We start from the raw sequence: 16917 nt of genomic DNA, 5'->3' as shown, positions 1-16917 counted from the left end.
GCCCGGTGGTTGTGCGGCGCGGGGCCCCCCCCGCGGCCCGGGGGCCGTACCCCCGTCCGCCCCCAAACCTTTTGGCCCCGCCCCCCCCGCCCCCCGCCCCCCCCCGGCGGCGGGGGCCCCCGGGGGCCCCGCCCCACGGAACGGTCAGACCGTCTCGCCCGGGTTCTCGTCCGAGAGCCCGGCCGGCGTCGTCTTCTGCACGTGCAGCAGGAACTCGACGTTGGTCTTGGTCTTCTTGAGCTGGCCCAGCAGCAGCTCGATCGCCTGCTGCTGGTCGAGCGCGCCCATGACGCGGCGCAGCTTGTAGACGATGCCCAGCTCGTCCTTCGCCATGAGGATCTCCTCGCGCCGGGTGCCGGACGCGTTGACGTCCACCGCCGGGAAGATCCGCTTGTCGGCGAGGTTGCGGGACAGGCGCAGCTCCATGTTGCCCGTGCCCTTGAACTCCTCGAAGATCACCTCGTCCATCTTCGAGCCCGTCTCCACGAGCGCCGAGGCGAGGATGGTCAGCGAGCCGCCGTTCTCGATGTTGCGCGCCGCGCCGAAGAACTTCTTCGGCGGGTACAGCGCCGCGGCGTCCACACCACCCGAGAGGATGCGGCCCGACGCCGGCGCCGCGAGGTTGTAGGCGCGCGAGAGGCGGGTGAGCGAGTCGAGCAGCACGACGACGTCCTGGCCCAGCTCGACCAGGCGCTTGGCGCGCTCGATCGCGAGCTCGGCGACGATCGTGTGGTCCGACGCGGGGCGGTCGAACGTCGAGGCGATGACCTCGCCCTTGACCGTCCGCTCCATGTCGGTGACCTCTTCGGGCCGCTCGTCCACGAGCACCACCATGAGGTGGACCTCGGGGTTGTTCGCGGTGATCGCGTTGGCGATCTGCTGCATGATGATCGTCTTGCCGGCCTTGGGCGGCGCGACGATGAGGCCGCGCTGGCCCTTGCCGATCGGGGCGACGATGTCGATCACGCGCGGCGTGAGGCGGGTGGCCTCCGGGTTCTCCAGGCGCAGCCGCTCCTGCGGGTACAGCGGCGTCAGCTTGGTGAACTCGGGGCGCTGGCGCGCCTCCTCCGGCGTCATGCCGTTGACGGAGTCCAGCCGCACGAGGGCGTTGAACTTGCTGCGGACGTTCTTGCCCGCCGGCGGCTCCTCGCCCTCGCGGGGCTGGCGGATGGCGCCGACGATCGCGTCACCGCGGCGCAGGCCGGACTTCTTCACCTGGTTGAGGGAGACGTAGACGTCGCCCGCCCCGGGCAGGTAGCCGCTCGTGCGCACGAAGGCGTAGTTGTCGAGGATGTCCAGCACGCCGGCGACCGGCAGCAGGACGTCGTCCTCGCGCACCTCCACGTCGTCCAGGCCGGCGACGTCCGGGCCGCCCGGCCGGCCGCTGCGGTTGCGCTTGCGGTCCCGGCCACGGTCGCGACCCCGACGACGGCGCGAGCCGCGCTCGTCGTCGTCGTCCCGGCGCTGGCGCTCGTCGCGCTGGCCGCCCTGTGCCGGGCCGCTCTGCCCCTGACCGCCCTGCCCGCCGGAGCGCTGCTGGCCGGAGGAGTCGTTCGAGCGGCCCTGGCCCGAGCGCTGGCCGTCGCCGTCGCCCTGGTTGTTCTGGCCGTTGCCGGAGCGGCGGGCGCCGCGCTCGCGCGGGGCCGCGACGGCCTCCGCGAGCTGGGCGAGGCGCGCCTCGCGGTCGGCGTCGTTCTGGCCGCCGCGCTGCTCGCCGCCACGCTGGTCGCCGCCCCGTGCGGGCTGCTGCTCGGCGGGCGCCTCCGCGCGCTGCTGCGGCGCCGCGTCACCCTCGGACGAGCCGGCGGAGCGGGTGGCCCGGCGCGAGCGGCGCGGGGCCTCGGCGCCGTCGGCGCGCGGGGCGCGGGCGTCGCCCGAGGGCTGCCCGGAGCCGTGGTCGGCCGGCGCCTGGGCCGGGGCGTCGCTGCGGACCGTGGGCGCCACGGCGGTCGCCGCGGCGACCGGGGCACCGGCGGTGCGCGCGCCCTGGCCGCGCGCGGCCCGGATCGCGTCCTGCAGGTCGCTCTTGCGCATCCGGGACGTGCCCTTGACGCCCATGCCGGAGGCCAGCGCCTGGAGCTCGGCCAGACGCATCGAGCTCAGGTTCCCGGATGCGGCGGTGCCGTTCCGGCTGTCGGTGGTGTTCGTCACGAAGGACCCTTCCCCCTCGTATGCGGCCCGCAGATCTCGGGGCCGGGGTGGTTGCCGTCCGGCGCGGGGAGCGCCGAGACGCGTGGAACCTCGCATCAGTGGTACGACGACGTCGGCTGGCGGGGTTGGTGTTTCACCCTCTCGCGGGACTGTCGCGGCGGATCCTGCACCGCATCACGACCACCACGCACCTGGCTCTGACCGGGCACGCGGACGCGCGGCGCGGTCGAGAGGGGCCGTGCGGTGGAGAGGGATTGCCCTCGCGGTCGATCCCGAAGGCTCACCGCATCATATCACCTCACACACCGCCCCAGGCCGACCCGCCGCCCGTCACGCGGCGCGCCACCGCGCCGTCGTGGTCCACGCCCGGCCGCACCGCACGCCAGCCCGCCACGTCGTCGACGAGGTCGGCCAGCACGGCGTCGAGCCGACCCGTGCCGTCGCCCGCGGTGAGCACGAGGACCGTGGGACCGGCGCCCGAGATCGTGGCCGCGAGCCCCTCGGCGCGCAGGGCGCGCAACAGCTCGGCGGAGCCCGCCATCACGCTCGCGCGGTAGTCCTGGTGCAGCCGGTCCTCGGTGGCGTCGAGCAGCAGCTCCGGGCGCCGGGCCAGGGCCTCGACCAGCAGCCCCGCCCGCCCGGCGGTGAACGCCGCATCGCCGTGCGGCACCTCGGCCGGGAGCACGCCCCGGGCGCGGCTCGTCGCCAGGCGGGCGTCGGGGACCAGCACGGTGGCCTCGATGCGCTCGTCCACGTCGAGGTCCACGGCGCGGGGGCCGTCGCCCGACCGCCACGCCAGCGTCGCGCCGCCCCGGATCGCGGGCGCCGCGTTGTCGGGGTGCCCCTCGAACTCGGTCGCGATCCGCAGCACCGCGGCCGCGTCCAGGACGTGGGGGTCGGCCAGGAGCGCCCGCGCCGCGACGATGCCGGACACGACGGCCGCCGACGAGGACCCGAGGCCCCGCGCGTGCGGGATCCGGTTGACGCACCGCAGCCGGAGGCCGGTACGGGGCGCGCCGGCGAGCTCGAGCGTGTGCCGCAGGGCGCGCACGACGAGGTGGTCCTCGCCGAGCGGCACCTCCCCCGCCCCCTGCCCCTCGATCTCGACGACGACGTCGTCGGTCGCGAGGAGCTCGACCTCCAGGTCGTCGTACAGCGCGAGGGCCAGGCCCATCGCGTCGAACCCCGGGCCCAGGTTGGCGCTGGTCGCGGGAACACGGACCAGCACGTGGTCGGCGCCGAGCTGCATGCGCGTCTCCCTCTCGGGGCTCGGTCGGAACGGTGTCGGGCAGAGCGTTGTCGGGCGGAGCGGTGTCGGGCGGGTGTCAGCCCAGGCCGAGCGCGTCGGCGATGGACACGACGTCGGCGCCCACGCGGGTCGGGGCCACCTCGCCGCCGTCCGGCGTGCGCAGCGCCCACTGCGGGTCCTTGAGGCCGTGACCGGTGACGGTCACGACGATGCGCGCCCCGGCGGGGACCAGCCCGCGCTCGGCCCGCGCGAGCAGGCCCGCGACGCCCGAGGCGGACGCCGGCTCGACGAACACGCCGACCTCGGCGGACAGCACGCGGTGCGCGGCGAGGATCTGCTCGTCGGTGACCGACTCGATGACGCCGCCGGACGTGTCGCGGGCGGCCTCCGCCTGCTCCCACGACGCCGGGTTGCCGATGCGGATCGCGGTGGCGATCGTCTCCGGCTGGTCGACGGGGTGGCCCAGGACGATCGGCGCGGCGCCGGCCGCCTGGAAGCCCCACATCTGCGGCGTGCGGGTCGCGACCGCGCCGTGCGCGGCGCCGTCGTCCAGGCCCGCGTACTCGCGGTAGCCCTTCCAGTACGCGGTGATGTTGCCCGCGTTGCCGACCGGGAGGCAGTGGATGTCCGGCGCGTCGCCGAGGGCGTCGACGACCTCGAACGCGGCCGTCTTCTGTCCCTCGATGCGGTCCGGGTTGACGGAGTTCACCAGCTCGACCGGGTACACCTCGGCGAGCTTGCGCGCCGCGACGAGGCAGTCGTCGAAGTTGCCGTCCACCTGGAGCAGGCGGGCGCCGTGCGCGATCGCCTGGCTGAGCTTGCCCATCGCGATCTTGCCGTCCGGCACGAGCACGGCGCAGGTCATGCCCGCCCGGGTGGCGTACGCCGCCGCCGAGGCGGACGTGTTGCCCGTCGACGCGCACACGACGGCCTTCGCGCCGCGGCCGGCGGCCGCGGAGATCGCCGTCGTCATGCCGCGGTCCTTGAACGACCCGGTCGGGTTCATGCCCTCGACCTTGACGTACACGTCGGCGCCGGTACGGCCCGACAGCGCCGGGGCGGCCACGAGCGGGGTGCCGCCCTCGCCGAGCGTGACGATCCGCTCCGCCACGTGGGCGGGCAGCCGGTCGGCGTACTCGGTGATGACACCGCGCCACTGGTGGGCAGGCTGGGTCTTCGGCTGGTCGACCGGCATGGTCAGGCTCCCTCGACTCGCAGGACGGACGTGATCTCGTGCACCGGCTCGAGGCCGCGCACGGCCGCGACCGTCGCGGCGAGCGACGCCTCGCGGGCGGAGTGCGTGGTGAGCAGCAGCGCGGCGGTGCCCTCGGCGACGTCGACGGCGTAGGGCTCGTCGGGCGCCTGGCGGACCGTGTCGATCGACACGCCGTGGTCGGCGAGCACCTGCGCCACCTGGGCGAGCACGCCCGGGCGGTCGGCCACGACGAGCCGGACCTGGTAGCGCGTGACCGCGGCGTCGTGCGGCAGCACCGGCAGCGACGCGTACGCGGACTCGCGCGGCCCGCGCCCGCCGACCATCCGGTCCCGCGCGGCCGACACGAGGTCGCCGAGCACGGCGGACGACGTCGGGCGCCCGCCCGCGCCCTGCCCGTAGAACATCAGCGGGCCGGCGTCGTCGGCCTCGACGAAGACGGCGTTGAACGCCCCGCGCACCGCGGCGAGCGGGTGCGCGGCCGGCACCAGCGCGGGGTGCACGCGCACGGACACGCCCTCGGCGGTCTGCTCCGCGATCGCCAGCAGCTTCACGACGTGCCCGGTCTGCTGCGCGGCGGCGACGTCGGCCGCCGTCACGCCCGTGATGCCCTCGCACGCGACCTGCGCCAGCGAGACGCGCGTGTGGAACGCGAGCGACGCGAGGATCGCGGCCTTCGCCGCGGCGTCGTGCCCCTCGACGTCGGCCGTGGGGTCGGCCTCGGCGTACCCGAGGGTCTGCGCCTCCTTGAGCGCCTCCTCGAGGTCCAGCCCGTGCGTCGTCATCTGGTCGAGGACGTAGTTGGTGGTGCCGTTGACGATGCCGAGCACGCGGCGCACCTGGTCGCCGGCGAGCGACTCGCGCACCGGGCGGACGATCGGGATCGCACCCGCCACCGCGGCCTCGAACGACAGGTCGACGCCCGCCGCGTCCGCGGCCTCGAACAGCTCCGGGCCGTGCGCGGCGAGCAGCGCCTTGTTCGCCGTGACGACGCTCGCGCCGCCCGCGATCGCGCGGTGGATGAGGCCCCTTGCCGGCTCGATGCCGCCCATGAGCTCGATGACGAGGTCGGCGCGGTCGACGAGCGCGCCCGCGTCCTCGGTGAGCAGCTCGGCCGGCACGACGGTGCCGACGCCGTCGCGCGGGCGGCTCGCGTCACGCACGGCGATACCCACCAGCTCCAGGCGCGTGCCCGCGCGGGCGGCGAGGTCGTCGGCGTGCTCGATCAGCGTCCGCGCGACCTGGGAGCCGACGACGCCGCACCCGAGGAGCGCGACGCGCAGCACCGTGGGGGTCGGGTCGGCCGCCTGGCGGGGACGGGCCGCGGGTTCGGCCCCAGTCAGGGGCCCGGACGAGGGGGCTGCAGGCACGGGAGAACCTTCGGAACGGGATGCCGGGACGGGGTCAGGATAGCCGCGGCGCGCCGGCCGTCGGGCCGCCGTCCACGGGCGGCGACGACGGGCCGACGACGCGGCGTCGGGCGTCAGCCCTGGTCGAGCGCGAGCAGGTCGTCGACCGTCTCGCGCCGCACCAGCACGCGCGAGGCGCCGCCTGACACGGCGACCACGGGCGGACGGGTCAGCAGGTTGTAGTTCGACGCCATCGAGCGCCCGTACGCGCCGGTCGCGGCGACGGCGAGCAGGTCCCCCGCGCGCACGTCGCCGGGCAGCCGCACCTCGTGCACGACGATGTCGCCGCTCTCGCAGTGCTTGCCCACGACGCGCGCGAGCACGGGCTCCGCCGTCGAGGTTCGGCCGACGAGCTCCGCGTGGTACTGCGCCTCGTACAGGGCGGGGCGGATGTTGTCGCTCATGCCGCCGTCGACCGAGACGTAGGTGCGCACGCGGCCGTCGTCGAGCGCGACCGGCTTGACCGTGCCGACGGTGTAGAGCGTCAGGCCCGCCGGGCCGACGATCGCGCGCCCCGGCTCGATGGAGAGGCGCGGCAGCGGGGTGCCCAGCTCGGCGCAGACCGCGGCGACCGCGCTCGCGACGTCCTTGGCGATGCGGTCCGGGTCGAGCGGCACCTCCCCCGGCAGGTACGCGATGCCGTAGCCGCCGCCGAGGTCCACCTCGTCGACCAGCACGCCCGTGCGCTCCGCGAGCTCGGCGCGCAGCCGCAGCACAACGCGCGCCGCCGCCTCGAAGCCCGCCGGGTCGAGGATCTGCGAGCCGATGTGCGAGTGGATGCCCAGCAGGTGCAGCTCCGGGCGCCGGGCCACGGCGAGCAGCGCCTGCATCGCCGGCGGGTCGCCGCCCTCGTCCAGCGCGCCGGGGTTCACCGAGAGGCCGAACTTCTGGTCCTCGTGCGCGGTGGAGATGTACTCGTGCCCGCCGGCGTGCACGCCGGTCGTGACGCGCACCATGACGGGCGCCACGAGCCCGCGGGAGGCCGCGAGCGCCGCGACCCGGTCGATCTCGACGAGGGAGTCGACGATGATGCGGCCCACCCCGGCGTCGAGGGCCGCGAGGATCTCGGCGTCGGACTTGTTGTTGCCGTGCAGGCCGATCTCGGCGCCGGGGACGCCGGCGCGCAGGGCGACGGCGAGCTCCCCGCCGGACGCCGTGTCGACGCGCAGCCCCTCCTCGCGGGCCCAGCGCGCCACGGCCACCGTGAGCAGGGCCTTGCCCGCGTAGTACACGTCGACGCCGGCGCCCACCTCGGCGAACGCCGTCGCGAACGCCGTGCGGTAGCCGCGGGCGCGGGCCCGGAAGTCGGCCTCGTCGAGCACGTAGGCGGGGGTGCCGTGCTGGGCCGCGAGCGCGTCCACGGCGAGCCCGCCCACCTCGACGACGCCGTCGTCGCGCCGGCGCACGCCCGACGACCAGGGGACCCCGAGCACGCCCTCCTCGACCTGGGCGCCGGTCACATCCGCTCCGGGGCGGAGACGCCGAGCAGGTCGAGCCCGTTGGCCAGCACCTGGCGCACCGCGTCGTTCAGCCACAGGCGCGTGCGGTGCGTGTCCGTGACCTCCTCGTCCGGGTACGGCGTCACGCGGCACTCCTGGTACCACTTGTGGTAGTCCGCGGCGAGGGACTCGAGGTAGCGCGCGACGCGGTGCGGCTCGCGCAGCTCGGCCGCCTGGGTGACGATCCGCGGGAACTCGGTGAGGGCGCCGACCAGCGCCGCCTCGGTCTCGTGCGTGAGCAGCGCGGGGTCGAAGGCGTCGGAGCCGTCGGGGGCCACGCGCGCGACGGCGCGGTCGGTCGCGTTCCGGTCGACGGCGCAGGTGCGCGAGTGCGCGTACTGCACGTAGTAGACGGGGTTGTCGTTGCTCTGCTTGAGCATCTCCTCGCCCGACAGGGACAGCGGCGAGTCCGCCGGGTACCGGGCGAGCGAGTAGCGCAGCGGGTCGGAGCCCAGCCACTCGATGAGGTCGTCCATGTACAGGGCGTTGCCGCGGCGCTTGCCCATCCGCTCGCCGCCGATGTTGACGAGCTGGCCGATGAGCACCTCGATGTTCGCCTCCGGGTCGTCGCCCGCGCACGCGGCGATGGCCTTGAGGCGGTTGATGTACCCGTGGTGGTCGGCGCCGAGCAGGTAGATCTTGCCCGGGAACCCCCGGTCCTTCTTGGACAGGTAGTACGCGGCGTCGGCGGCGAAGTAGGTGGGCTCGCCGTTCGCGCGGATCATCACGCGGTCCTTGTCGTCGGCGAAGTCCGTGGTGCGCAGCCACACCGCACCGTCGACGTCGAAGACGTGCCCCTGCTCGCGCAGGCGGGCGACCGCCTGCTCCACCGCGCCCGAGTCGTGCAGCGTGCGCTCGGAGAACCAGACGTCGAAGTGCACGCCGAACGCGTCGAGGGTGCGGCGGATCGCCTCGAGCTGGGCCTGGTAGCCGAGCTCGCGGGCCGTCCTGAGGGCCTCGTCCGCCGGGAGCGACAGGAGGTCGGGCTCCTGCTCGAGCACCTCGGCGGCACGCTCGGCGACGTACTCGCCGGGGTAGCCGCCCTCGGGCACGTCCTCGCCCTTCGCGCGGGCGATGATCGACGCGGCGAACTTGTCCATCTGCGCGCCCGCGTCGTTGATGTAGTACTCGGCCGTCACGTCGGCACCGGCCGCGCGCATGATCCGCGCGAGCGCGTCGCCGAGCGCCGCCCAGCGGGTGTGACCGATGTGCAGCGGGCCCGTCGGGTTGGCCGAGATGAACTCGAGGTTGTGGACCTGGCCCGCGAGGGCGTCCGTGCGGCCGTACGCGTCGCCGGCGGTGACGATCGTGCGCGCCAGCTCGCCCGCGGCGCCGGCCTCGAGCGTGATGTTGAGGAAGCCCGGCCCGGCGACGTCGGCCGCCTTGATCCCCGGCGTCGCCGCGAGGCGGGCCGCCAGGTCCTCCGCGAGCGCACGCGGCGTCGTGCCCGCCTTCTTCGCGAGCTGCAGCGCCACGTTGGTGGCCCAGTCCCCGTGCTCGCGCTGCCGGGGTCGCTCCACGTGCACCGACGCGGGGACGGCGTCGGCAGGCAGGGCGAGGGTGCCGTCGGCCACGGCCGAGGCGAGGGCAGCGCTGAGTGCTCGGGAGAGCTCGTCGGGGGTCACCGGGCGATTCTACAAAGGCGGCGGGCCGCCCGGCTCTCGCCGGGATGGCGGGATCGGCGACGATGTGCCGGCCGACGCCCAGGTGCTGGTAGTCTCGTGCACCGTGCCGAGCGGTTTTCCGTCCGGCGCCCGCGCCTGTAGCTCAGTGGATAGAGCGTCTGCCTCCGGAGCAGAAGGTCGGGGGTTCGAATCCCTTCAGGCGCACCGAGAACGAGGGCGGGTCCGCGGCGGCGGGCCCGCCCTCGTCGTCTTCCGCTGCCCATCAATACACTCCCGCCGTGAGTCACGGATCCGCGGAGCCGACCGAGGTCTTCGCTCTCTCCCGCCACACCTCGGCGGTCGCTCGCCCGTGTGCATCCCGCTCACCGCCGTGGGGCGGCGCGAGGACGACCTCCTCGAGGCCTTCGAGCGGCTGGGGCACCTGCGCCCCGGCTTCTACCGCGGCACATCGTCGTCGACGGAGTACCCGCTGCTGCTTCCTGACCCGGAAGCGGCACCGGGTACTACGTCGACGACGGTTTCGAGCCGCGATCAGTGCGCGGGGGCCAGACCCGGCATCGCGTCGAGGTCGAGGTCCGGGTTCTTCTCCTGCGTCTTGACGAGCGCCTTGGCCTCGGCGTCGGTGTCGACCGACGGCATGGAGCCCGGCAGCGGCTTGCCCGCGCTCTCCCTGACGAAGCCGACGGTGATCGCGCCGATCAGCGCGAAGCCCATGAGGTAGTAGGCCGGCGCCATGCTCGACCCGGTGGCCTGCGTCAGCGACTCGACGATGAGCGGCGTCGTGCCGCCGAAGATCGCCAGGGCGACGTTGTACGCCAGGCCCATCGAGCGGTAGCGCACGGCCGTGGGGAACATCGCGGGCAGCGTCGCCGCCTGCACGCCGACCATGCACGCCACCGGCACGGCCATGAGGCACAGGCCGAGCAGCGTCGACCACACGTGGCCCATCGCCAGGAACAGGAAGGCCGGCACCGCGAGCACCGCGAGCGAGCCCGCGCCGAACCACAGCAGCGGACGACGACCGACACGGTCGCTGACCGGGCCCGCCACGAGGATCATCACCGCGAGCAGCACCAGCACGGGCACGGTGAGCAGGGTGCCCGCCGTCGGCTCGTAGCCGAGCGTGTCGGTGAGATAGGTCGGCATGTAGCTCGTCAGGGCGTAGCCGGCGGTGTTGGCGACGGCCACGAGGACCATCGCGACGGCGAGCGGGCGCCACTGCGAGCGCAGCGTGACGTCGGTGGGCGCGGGGACCTCGGCGCCGTGGGTCTTCGCGGCCTCGGCCGCGACCTGCTGCGCCTGGAAGGCCGGGGACTCCTCGATCTTCAGGCGGAACCACACGGCGAACGCGCCGATCGGCCCGGCGACCAGGAACGGGATGCGCCACCCGCCGTCGAGCATGGCCTGCTCGCCGAGCGTCACCTGCAGCACCGTCACGACGACGGCGCCGAGCGCGAAGCCCAGGTAGCTGCCGAAGTCGAGGAACGAGGCCGCCCAGCCGCGGCGGCGGTCGGGGGCGTGCTCGGCGACGAAGGTCGTGACGCCGGCGTACTCGCCGCCGGTGGAGAAGCCCTGCAGCAGCTTGAGGAGCACGAGCAGCAGCGGCGCCGCGACGCCGAGGACGCCGTACGTCGGCAGCAGCCCGATGAGGAACGTCGAGGCGGCCATCATCACGAGCGTGAAGGCGAGCACCTTCTGGCGGCCGACCTTGTCGCCGATGCGGCCGCAGACGATGCCGCCCAGCGGACGCGCCACGTAGGTGGCGGCGAACACGCCGAGGGAGAAGAGGATCTGCACGCCGGACGACGCCTGCGGCAGGAACACGGCACCCATCGTCACGGCCAGGTAGCCGTAGACGCCGACGTCGTACCACTCCATGAGGTTGCCGACGGCGGTGCCGCCGATCGTCTTCTTGAGCATGGAGTTGTCCACGACGGTGACGTCGGAGACGCGGAGCCTGCGGCGCGCGGCCCGGGCGGCCGGGGCGTTCGCAGGGGTGGTGCCGGTCGGTTCCTGAGGCAGTACGGCGGTCATGTTTCCTTCCGTGGCCGGCGCGGCGTGCACGCGGTGTGACGCAGCGGCCCGGCCCGTGACAGGGAGCCGGCGTCCGCTGCGAGAGCGGACGCCGAGCCCGAACATGGGCGGCCACGTTACCGATCCTTGACCGAGAATCAAGTTCGTCAGGGCAACCACGAGCCGAGGACCGACCCCTGCGCGACGCCGTCACCTGCGGCGACACCGTTCCTTGACGAGTCATTCGTGAAGCCCACCACAGGCGTCGCCACGGGCCCTCGCACCGCCGTCCCGGTGCGGTCCGGCGGCCGCACACGCTGGACCCAGCGTTCACCGGGCGTTACGTTCTCGGAGCGGCCCGGACACGGGCGGCGACGACGCCCGCACACGATGTCTGCTGAGGCCTGCACAGGGAGGACTCCCCCGCATGATCGACCACGAGGTCCGCGTCTACCGTTCCGACGAGCCGCTGCCCCGCGAGGGGCAGCTCGCGTGGAAGATCGCGGAGGTCGCGGCCGAGCAGCTCGACCCGACGCCGGAGGTCGCCGACATGGTGATCAACCGCGTCATCGACAACGCCGCGGTGGCGACGGCGTCGCTGGGCCGCGGCCCGATCCTCGCGGCCCGCACGCAGGCGGAGGCGCACCCGGTCTCCCGCGGCGGCGCGGGGTCGACGGTCTTCGGCTCCCCCGAGCGCACCAGCCCCGAGTGGGCGGCCTGGGCGAACGGCGTCGCCGTGCGCGAGCTGGACTACCACGACACGTTCCTCGCGGCCGAGTACTCGCACCCCGGCGACAACATCCCGCCCGTGCTCGCCGTCGCGCAGCACCTGGGCCGCAGCGGCGCGGAGCTCCTGCGCGGGATCGTCACGGGCTACGAGATCCAGGTGGACCTCGTCAAGGGCATCAGCCTGCACGCGCACAAGATCGACCACGTCGCCCACCTCGGCCCGTCGGCGGCGGCGGGCATCGGCACGCTGCTCGGCCTGCCCGCGGAGACCATCTACCAGGCGGTCGGCCAGGCCCTGCACACGACGACGGCGACGCGGCAGTCGCGCAAGGGCGAGATCTCCACGTGGAAGGCCCACGCCCCCGCGTTCGCGGGCAAGATGGCGGTGGAGGCCGCCGACCGTGCGATGCGCGGGCAGACCTCCCCCAGCCCGATCTACGAGGGCGAGGACGGCGTGATCGCCTGGCTGCTCGACGGGCCCGACGCCCGGTACACCGTGCCGCTGCCCGCCGCGGGCGAGGCACGGCGCGCCATCCTCGACACGTACACCAAGGAGCACTCCGCCGAGTACCAGGCGCAGGCGTGGATCGACCTCGCCCGCCGCCTCGGCACCGAGCGGCCCGAGCTGCGCGACCCGGCGAACGTCGTCGCCGTGGTGCTGCACACGAGCCACCACACGCACTACGTCATCGGCTCCGGCTCGGGCGACCCGCAGAAGTACGACCCCACGGCCAGCCGCGAGACGCTGGACCACTCGATCCCCTACATCTTCACGGTCGCGCTGCAGGACGGCGCCTGGGACCACGTCGGCAGCTACGCCCCCGAGCGCGCCGCCCGCCCGGACACCGTGGAGCTGTGGCGCAAGGTCACCACCGCCGAGGACGCCGAGTGGACCCGCCGGTACCACTCGAGCGACCCGGACGAGAAGTCGTTCGGCGGCCGCGTGGAGATCGAGCTCGCGGACGGCTCGCGGGTCGTCGAGGAGATCGCCGTCGCCGACGCGCACCCGCTGGGCGCCCGCCCGTTCGCCCGCGAGCAGTACGTGGCGAAGTTCCGCACGCTGGCCGCCGGGGTCCTGGCCGACGAGGAGACGGAGCGGTTCCTCGACCTCGCCCAGCGGCTGCCGGAGCTGTCCGCCGACGAGCTGTCCGGCCTCACCGTCACGCCGCTCGCCGACCCGCTCGCGACCCACCCCGTCGCGCGCGGCATCTTCTGAGACCCGGAGGGCGACCGTGCTCTACTCGACCACCACCCCCGCCGCCAAGCGCGCCACGTTCTGCGAGCGGCTGCGTTCCGGGGAGCTCCTGCAGCTGCCCGGCGCGTTCAACCCGCTCGCGGCGCGGCTGATCCAGGACAAGGGCTTCGACGGCGTCTACGTCTCGGGGGCGGTCGTGGCCGCCGACCTGGGGCTGCCCGACGTCGGGCTGACGACGCTCACCGAGGTCGCGACCCGCGCGGGGCAGATCGCCCGCATGACCGACCTGCCCACCCTCGTGGACGCCGACACCGGCTTCGGCGAGGCGATGAACATGGCCCGCACCGTGCAGACGCTGGAGGACGCGGGCGTCGCGGGCCTGCACGTCGAGGACCAGGTGAACCCCAAGCGGTGCGGGCACCTCGACGGCAAGCAGGTCGTGGACGAGCCGACGGCGCTGCAGCGGGTGCGCGCGGCGGTCGCCGCGCGGCGCGACGAGAACCTGCTGGTCATGGCCCGCACCGACGTGCGCGCCGTGGCGGGGCTCCCGACCGCCGTCGACCGCGCGAAGGCACTCGTCGACGCCGGTGCGGACGCGATCTTCCCCGAGGCCATGCGCGACCTGGCGGAGTTCGAGGCCGTCGCGAGCGCCGTCGACGTCCCCGTGCTGGCCAACATGACGGAGTTCGGCAAGTCCGAGCTGTTCACGACGACGCAGCTCGCCGACGCGGGCGTGGCCCTCGTCATCTACCCCGTCTCGCTGCTGCGCCTGGCGATGGGCGCGGCCGAGCGGGGCCTGGACGCGCTGCGCGCGGAGGGCTCGCTCGCGGGGCAGGTCGAGCACATGCAGACCCGCGCGCGGCTCTACGAGCTGCTCGACTACGCCGCCTACTCGACGTTCGACACGGACGTCTTCGACTTCAGCCTGGACGACAACCTGCACGGCTGACGGCCGCGCCGTCTCCGCCGACATCGCAGCGAAGGAGCATCGATGACAGAGCACACCGGGCCCGAGCCGGAGGTCCGACGCGGGCTGGCGGGGGTGGTCGCCGACGTGACGGCCGTCTCCAAGGTGGACCCCGAGACCAACTCGCTGCTGTACCGCGGCTACCCGGTCCAGGACCTGGCGGCGACCTGCCCGTTCGAGGCGGTGGCGTGGCTGCTGTGGCACGGCGAGCTGCCGACCGCCGACGAGCTCGCCACCCTGCGTGCGACCGAGCGCGAGCACCGTCCGCTCGCCGACGACGTGCGCGCCGCGATCGACCTCCTGCCCGTCACCGCGCACCCGATGGACGAGGTGCGCACGGCGGTGAGCGTCATCGGCGCCCGCGAGGCCGCGGGCCTCACCGCCCTGGAGGCGGCCGCCGACGCCGACGTCAACCTCGAGCGCAGCGTGCGGCTCTTCGCGGCCCTGCCGGCCGTCGTCGCGTACGGGCAGCGCCGCCGCCGCGGGCTGGGTCCCGTGGCCCCGCGCGACGACCTGGACTTCTCCGCGAACTTCCTGTGGACGACGTTCGAGGTCGAGCCGGAGCCGGTGGTCGTCGACGCGTTCAACCGGTCGATGATCCTGTACGCCGAGCACTCGTTCAACGCCTCCACGTTCACGGCACGGGTGATCACGTCCACGCTCAGCGACCTGCACTCGGCCGTCGTGGGCGCGATCGCCGCGCTGAAAGGGCCGCTGCACGGCGGCGCCAACGAGGCGGTCATGGAGACGCTGGCCGAGATCGGCACCGCCGAGCGGGCCGCGGCCTGGCTCGACGACGCGCTCGCCGCCAAGCGCAAGATCATGGGCTTCGGGCACCGCGTCTACAAGCACGGCGACTCGCGCGTGCCGACCATGAAGGCCGCCCTCGACACCCTCGTCGAGCACTACGACCGCCCCGACCTGGCCGCCCTCTACGACGCGCTGGAGTCCGAGTTCGTGCGCCGCAAGGGCATCTACCCGAACCTCGACTACCCGTCGGGCCCGGCCTACCACCTCATGGGGTTCGAGACGGCCACGTTCACGCCGCTGTTCGTCGCCGCCCGCGTCACCGGCTGGACGGCGCACATCATGGAGCAGCAGGCCGCCAACGCCCTGATCCGCCCGCTGTCCGCGTACGTGGGTCCGGCGCGGCGCGAGGTCCCCGGCCCCGCGGCCCCGTGAGCGGCGACCGGGACGCCCCGTCCGCCGCGTCGTCCTTCGGGACGGCGGCCGGCGCGTACGCCGAGCACCGCCCGGACTACGCGGCGGCCGCGGTGCGCTGGACGCTGCGGGCGGCGCCGGGCCCGCGGGTGCTCGACCTCGGCGCGGGGACGGGCAAGCTGACCGCCGCCCTGCTCGACCCGGCGGTCGTCCCGGGCGCGGAGGTCGTCGCCGTCGAGCCGGACCCGGCGATGCTGGCCGAGCTGCGGCGGGGGCGGCCGGGCGTCCGCGCCCTGGCGGGCAGCGCCGAGTCGATCCCGCTGCCCGACGGCTCCGTCGACGCCGTGCTCGCGGGCAACGCCCTGCACTGGTTCGACCTGGCGGTCGCAGGGGCCGAGATCGCCCGCGTGCTCGCCCCCGGCGGCGTCCTGGCCGGGCTCTGGAACCTCCTGGACGACGACGTCGCCTGGGTCGCCGGGCTCGCCGACGCGGGCGGGAGCGCGGCCGTGGGGCCGCGGGACACACCGACCGCCTGGCGCCGCGCGACCGCCGACCTGCTCCCGCCCGCCGGGGAGGGGTGGTCGGCCCGGGCGGAGCGGGCGGAGTTCCCGCACGGTCAGCGCCGCACCGCCGACTCCCTCGTCGCGACCCTCGCGACCCGCGCCGGGATGCTCGTCATGCCGGAGGCGGAGCGCGCGGCCACGACGGCGCGCATCCGCGCGTACCTCGCGGGCCGGACCGAGACGGCGCAGGGCGAGTTCACCCTGCCGATGCGCACCGGCGTGCTGCGCGTGCGGCGCACCTGGACCGACACCGCCGGGCCGCGGGACCGGACCGTCGCCGCGGCCCACTAGGCTCGTGGCCATGTCCGCCGACTACTCCGACTTCGAGTTCGAGCGCCGGTTCTTCGTCCGCGAGCTGCCGGACGCGCTGCGCGACGCGCCCGCCCTGATCGTCCAGTCCTACTTCCTCTCGGACGGCGGCTACGCGCTGCGCGTGCGGGTGCAGGCGACGGGCGTCGAGGCGCGGCTGGGCCCCGACAGCGACGCGCGTGACGTCCTCGAGCTCTACCGCTCGCGCGTCGACTTCGCCGCGGTCACGGTCAAGGGCCCGTCGGTGGGCGGCACCCGGTACGAGGCGGAGCGCCCGCTCGAGCCGAACGTCGGCGCGGAGCTGGTGCGCCGCGGCGGCGCGCAGGTCATCAAGACGCGCTACGCGGCCTGGCTGGGCGCCGACGGCTGGTCGATCGACGTCTTCGGCGGCGCCAACGCGCCGCTCATCGTCGCCGAGTGCGAGCGCTCGGGCCCGGTCACGGACCTCCAGATCCCCGACTTCTGCGTCACCGAGCTCACCGACGACCGCCGGTTCTCCAACGAGTCCCTCGCCGTCGACCCCTTCCGCGGCTGGTCCGCCGCGTACGCCCAGGAGCTCGCCGCCCAGGGCCCGCGCTTCCGCGACGACTTCGGCGGCAACACGACGATCACGACCTGACGCCGCACGGCCCGCGGATCGTCGTCGGTCGAGCCTGTCGAGACCACGGCCGGGTGTCGACGGGCTCGACCAGCGGGACTGGACGAGCCCGGGTTCGAGACTGCCGTGAGGGATCAGGAGAGCGGGAGGTGCAGGATCCTTCGCGCGGTCGTATCCCTCCCGAAGTGGAGCGCCCCCTGGGGCGCGTGAACGCGACCGCGCGAAGGATCCTGCAC

12 protein-coding genes and 1 tRNA gene are annotated in these 16917 nt (G+C 74.6%); 6 read left to right on the top strand and 7 right to left on the bottom strand.

Features of this window, described 5'->3' with window-relative positions; translation table 11 throughout:
• Positions 1–144 precede the first annotated feature (144 nt).
• The 6 genes from rho to argS all read right to left on the bottom strand — a co-directional run bounded on the left by rho (position 145) and on the right by argS (position 9146).
• The gene (gene rho, locus ACFQ80_RS18855) at positions 145–2151 is read right to left on the bottom strand and encodes a transcription termination factor Rho (RefSeq protein WP_430564719.1); all 2007 of its coding nucleotides are present in this window, start codon (positions 2149–2151) and stop codon (positions 145–147) included.
• A 298-nt stretch (positions 2152–2449) separates the two neighbouring features.
• Positions 2450–3400, bottom strand: coding sequence for a homoserine kinase (gene thrB / locus ACFQ80_RS18850; RefSeq protein WP_430552483.1), 951 nt, complete (start codon positions 3398–3400; stop codon positions 2450–2452).
• A 76-nt stretch (positions 3401–3476) separates the two neighbouring features.
• Positions 3477–4595, bottom strand: coding sequence for a threonine synthase (thrC, locus tag ACFQ80_RS18845; protein ID WP_430564718.1), 1119 nt, complete (start codon positions 4593–4595; stop codon positions 3477–3479).
• A 2-nt stretch (positions 4596–4597) separates the two neighbouring features.
• Positions 4598–5956, bottom strand: coding sequence for a homoserine dehydrogenase (locus ACFQ80_RS18840; protein WP_430564726.1), 1359 nt, complete (start codon positions 5954–5956; stop codon positions 4598–4600).
• A gap of 140 nt (positions 5957–6096) precedes the next feature.
• Complete coding sequence (gene lysA / locus ACFQ80_RS18835) at positions 6097–7482, bottom strand: diaminopimelate decarboxylase (RefSeq protein WP_430564717.1); 1386 nt, start codon at positions 7480–7482, stop codon at positions 6097–6099.
• Positions 7479–9146 carry an arginine--tRNA ligase gene (argS, locus tag ACFQ80_RS18830; RefSeq protein WP_430564716.1) on the bottom strand — a complete coding sequence of 556 codons (1668 nt, stop codon included), beginning with the start codon at positions 9144–9146 and terminating at the stop codon, positions 7479–7481. The genes lysA and argS overlap by 4 nt, the downstream gene beginning before the upstream one ends.
• Before the next feature lie 131 nt (positions 9147–9277).
• Between argS and ACFQ80_RS18825 the strand changes: the two genes are divergently transcribed.
• A tRNA-Arg gene (locus ACFQ80_RS18825) sits at positions 9278–9350 on the top strand.
• A 327-nt stretch (positions 9351–9677) separates the two neighbouring features.
• On the opposite strand, the gene ACFQ80_RS18820 is transcribed toward ACFQ80_RS18825, so the two are convergent.
• The gene (locus ACFQ80_RS18820) at positions 9678–11180 is read right to left on the bottom strand and encodes an MFS transporter (protein ID WP_430564715.1); all 1503 of its coding nucleotides are present in this window, start codon (positions 11178–11180) and stop codon (positions 9678–9680) included.
• 406 nt (positions 11181–11586) lie between these two features.
• Here ACFQ80_RS18820 and ACFQ80_RS18815 point away from each other — a divergent pair, with 406 nt between their 5' ends.
• Genes ACFQ80_RS18815 through ACFQ80_RS18795 form a run of 5 tightly spaced genes read left to right on the top strand, consistent with a single transcriptional unit; the run spans position 11587 to position 16702 of the window.
• A complete protein-coding gene (locus tag ACFQ80_RS18815) occupies positions 11587–13104 on the top strand; it encodes an MmgE/PrpD family protein (RefSeq protein WP_430564714.1) in 1518 nt (505 codons plus the stop codon).
• A 16-nt stretch (positions 13105–13120) separates the two neighbouring features.
• Positions 13121–14032, top strand: a complete 912-nt coding sequence (gene prpB, locus ACFQ80_RS18810) for a methylisocitrate lyase (protein ID WP_430564713.1) — start codon at positions 13121–13123, stop codon at positions 14030–14032.
• A 42-nt stretch (positions 14033–14074) separates the two neighbouring features.
• Positions 14075–15232, top strand: a complete 1158-nt coding sequence (locus tag ACFQ80_RS18805) for a bifunctional 2-methylcitrate synthase/citrate synthase (RefSeq protein ID WP_430564712.1) — start codon at positions 14075–14077, stop codon at positions 15230–15232.
• Positions 15229–16065, top strand: a complete 837-nt coding sequence (locus tag ACFQ80_RS18800; RefSeq protein ID WP_430564711.1) for a class I SAM-dependent methyltransferase — start codon at positions 15229–15231, stop codon at positions 16063–16065. The genes ACFQ80_RS18805 and ACFQ80_RS18800 overlap by 4 nt, the downstream gene beginning before the upstream one ends.
• Before the next feature lie 10 nt (positions 16066–16075).
• Positions 16076–16702, top strand: coding sequence for a CYTH domain-containing protein (locus ACFQ80_RS18795; protein WP_430552493.1), 627 nt, complete (start codon positions 16076–16078; stop codon positions 16700–16702).
• Positions 16703–16917: the final 215 nt, after the last annotated feature.

Origin of the sequence: Isoptericola sp. NPDC056578 (assembly GCF_042793275.1) — a bacterium.
In the GTDB taxonomy this organism is placed as follows: domain Bacteria; phylum Actinomycetota; class Actinomycetes; order Actinomycetales; family Cellulomonadaceae; genus Isoptericola.
This window is presented reverse-complemented; position numbering and strand designations above follow the sequence as displayed.

Bases quoted from the DNA above. Each gene is read 5' to 3' on its own strand.
- ACFQ80_RS18815 (WP_430564714.1), top strand. From the start codon at position 11,587: ATGATCGACCACGAGGTCCGCGTCTACCGTTCCGACGAGCCGCTGCCC.
- thrB (WP_430552483.1), bottom strand. From the start codon at position 3,400: ATGCAGCTCGGCGCCGACCACGTGCTGGTCCGTGTTCCCGCGACCAGC.
- thrC (WP_430564718.1), bottom strand. From the start codon at position 4,595: ATGCCGGTCGACCAGCCGAAGACCCAGCCTGCCCACCAGTGGCGCGGT.
- ACFQ80_RS18795 (WP_430552493.1), top strand. From the start codon at position 16,076: ATGTCCGCCGACTACTCCGACTTCGAGTTCGAGCGCCGGTTCTTCGTC.
- ACFQ80_RS18805 (WP_430564712.1), top strand. From the start codon at position 14,075: ATGACAGAGCACACCGGGCCCGAGCCGGAGGTCCGACGCGGGCTGGCG.
- ACFQ80_RS18820 (WP_430564715.1), bottom strand. From the start codon at position 11,180: ATGACCGCCGTACTGCCTCAGGAACCGACCGGCACCACCCCTGCGAAC.